The following is a 3,185-nucleotide window of genomic DNA, read 5'->3' as shown; positions in this document are numbered from 1 at the left end:
CGCCGCGGCGTAGTCGACGCGCACCTTGATCTGCGGCGCCAGCACCTGCTTCTCGATCTGCAGGTCGGCGATCCCTGGGATGGTGGCCAGCTTCGCCCGCAGCGCATCGGCCTGGCCGCGCAGCGCATCGAGATCCTCGCCGAAGATCTTGATCGCGATCTGCGAGCGCACACCCGACAGCATGTGGTCGATGCGGTGCGAGATGGGCTGACCGATCTCCAGCGCGGCCGGCAGGTTCACCAGCCGCTTGCGGATGTCGGCCTTGATCTCGTCCATGCTGCGCGTGAGCTCGGCCGTGGGCTTCAGGCCCACGTCGAGTTCGCTGACGTGCACGCCCTCGGCGTGCTCGTCGAGCTCGGCCCGCCCACTGCGCCTTCCGACGTGCGTCACTTCGGGCACCTGCTTGATGAGCACTTCCGCCTGGCGTGCCAGCGCCGAGGTTTCGCTCAACGTCACGCCGGGGTTCAGCCGGAGGCCGATCAGCAGCGTGCCCTCGTTGAAGGGCGGCAGAAAGGTCGTCGGGAAGAACGGCACCGCAGCCGCGGCCACCAGCACGGCCGCGCCCGCCGCCGCCATGGCGGCCTTGGGCCGGTCCAGCACACCCTGCAGGCTGCTGCGGTAGCGCGCCTTGAGCCAGGCCAGCACCTTGGTGTCGCCGTGGTCCAGGTTCTTCATCCGCGGCAGCAGGTAGAAGCTGAGCACGGGCGTCACCGTCACCGACACGATCAGCGAGGCCAGCGTCGAGACGATGAAGGCGATGCCCAGCGGCACGAACAGCTTGCCTTCCAGCCCCGGCAGCGCGAACAGCGGGATGAAGACCAGCACGATGATGACCGTCGCATAGAGGATGGCCGAGCGCACTTCCATCGTGGCGTGCGCGACGATCTCGATCGGATGCAGCCGGCTGTGCGGATGGTTGGCCCGGTCGGACTTCAGACGGCGCAACACGTTCTCGACACCGACCACCGCGTCGTCGACCAGGCCGCCGATCGCGATCGCGAGGCCGCCCAGCGTCATGGTGTTGATCGACAGGCCGAAGTACTTGAAGACCAGCGCGGTGATGAAGATCGAGACCGGTATGGCCGTCAGCGCGATGATGGTCGGCCGCAACGTTCCCAGGAAGAAGAACAGGATCACCGCCACGAAGATCGAGGCGCCGATCAGCTTGCCCTGCAGCGTCGTGATCGAGGCCTCGATGAAGCTGGCCTGGCGGAAGGTCACGCGTGGCGCCTCCATGCCGGCCGGCAGCGAAGCTTTCAACCCGACCAGCGCGTCCTCGATGGACTTGGTGAGCGCGATGGTGTCGGCCGTCGGCTGCTTCTGGATGCCCAGGATGACGGCAGGCTTGCCTTCGAAGCCGGCATCGCCGCGCTTGAGTGCCGCGGCGAAGGTGACCTCGGCGATCTGGCGCAGCAGGATGGGCTGGCCGTTCTTCGCCGACAGCGCCAGGTTCTTCAGGTCATCGAGCCGCGAGGTGCGGCCGAGGTTGCGGATCAGGTACTCGCGGCCGTTGAGTTCCAGGAAGCCGCCCGAGGTGTTGGCCGAGTAGCCCTTGAGCGCCGACTCGAGCTGGTCGTGCGAGATGCCGAGTTCCGACATGCGGGCGGTGTTGGGCTGAACCTGGAACTGCCGCACCTCGCCGCCGATCGGGATGACCTGCGCAACGCCAGGCACCGACAGCAGGCGAGGCCGCAGCACCCAGTCGGCGTACTCGCGCACGGCCATCGGGCTGATCTTGCTCGGATCGACCGGAATGGCGATCTGCATGATCTCGCCCATGATCGAGCTGATCGGACCCATGCGCGGCACCACGCCCTCGGCGATCCCTTCCTCCATCGAGGACAGCCGCTCCGACACCAGCTGCCGGGCGCGGAAGATGTCGGTGCTCCAGTCGAAGGTGACGTAGAGGAAGGACAGGCCGGCCGACGACGTGGAGCGCACCGACTCCACGCCGGGCAGGCCGTTCATGGTCGTTTCCAGCGGAAAGGTGATGAGCTGCTCCACCTCCTCGGCGGCCATGCCGCCGGCCTCGGTCATGATGGTGACGGTCGGCTTGTTGAGGTCGGGGAACACGTCCACCGGCGTTCGGGACAGCGTGAACGCGCCGTAGGCCATCAGCACCACGCTGGCGATGATCACCAGCAGCCGGTTCGTCAGGCTGTTGTCGAGTAGCCACTTGAACATGTCAGCGCACCTGGTTGATCAAGGTGGCGCCCTGGGTGGCGATGCGGTCACCGGCCTTCAGTCCCGAGGTTACGGCGACGTTCAGGCCATCCAGCGGCTCGGTCGTGACGGTGCGCGGCTCGAAGCGTTCGGGGGCTGTCTTGACCCACACGACGGTCTGGTTCGCGGGGCTCTTCATCAGCGATGCGACCGGGACGGCGATGCCCTTGGCCTTCTGCTTCGTCTGCACGAAGACGCGCACGGGCTGACCGACGGCGAGACTATTCAAGGCCGCGCCCTGGGCGCGGAAGCCCAGCGGCAAGGCCTGCTCGCGCAGGCTGCGTGCCGCACCCAGGAACTCCAGCGGCACGCGCTGGTCCCCGATGGCCAGCGTGGCGCTGCCGACGTTGGCCGCCAGTGCGGGTTCGAAAGCGAGGGCCTCGATGCGAAGGCGACTCGGGTCGATGATCTCGAACAGCAGTTCGCGCGCATCGACCACCTGGCCGGCTACGACATGGGCCGACGCAATCACGCCAGACACCGGCGCCACCAAGGCTTCGCGCGTCGCCAGGCCGCCGCCCACCGCCGCGATGCGCTCGGCCAAGCTGGCCGCCTCGCTCTCGGCGGCCTCGATGTCCTTGCGCGGCACGGTGTCGGACAACTCCTTCAGCCGTGCCACGCGCTTTTCGGCCAGCGACTTGGCTGCGCGCAGTTCGGCCAGCTGCGCTGACTGGTTGGAGCGCTCGATGGGTGCGGTCGACGGCACCACGTAGGCCAGCACGTCGCCTTTGCGCACGGCCTGACCCGGGTGGGGCAGGCCGCGAGGCCCCGGCTCGATGCGGCCGGCGTTCAGCGGCTGGACCTTGCCACCCGCGTTCGGGTCCATCAGCACCTTGCCGTTCAGCTCGACCGAGCGCGGCAGTTCGGCCTCCTCGGTCACCACCGTGCGCACGCCGAGCTGGCGCTGGGCGGGCTTGGGCAGGAAGACGCTGCCGTCGGGCTGGCGCTGCGGGCCGTTGGCG

General features: G+C 68.1%; 2 protein-coding genes. Both read right to left on the bottom strand.

The window, feature by feature from the left end:
• The coding region (locus ABNT58_RS03395; RefSeq protein ID WP_348752105.1) for an efflux RND transporter permease subunit at positions 1-2,184 on the bottom strand (2,184 nt) is incomplete at its 3' end.
• A gap of 1 nt (position 2,185) precedes the next feature.
• Positions 2,186-3,185: HlyD family efflux transporter periplasmic adaptor subunit (locus ABNT58_RS03390; RefSeq protein ID WP_348752104.1), on the bottom strand; the 1,000-nt coding region annotated here is incomplete at its 5' end.

Source organism: uncultured Aquincola sp. (assembly GCF_964001545.1).
Lineage (GTDB): Bacteria > Pseudomonadota > Gammaproteobacteria > Burkholderiales > Burkholderiaceae_C > Aquincola.
Note: the sequence above shows the minus strand (reverse complement) of the source record. Positions and strands in the feature narration are given on the sequence as shown.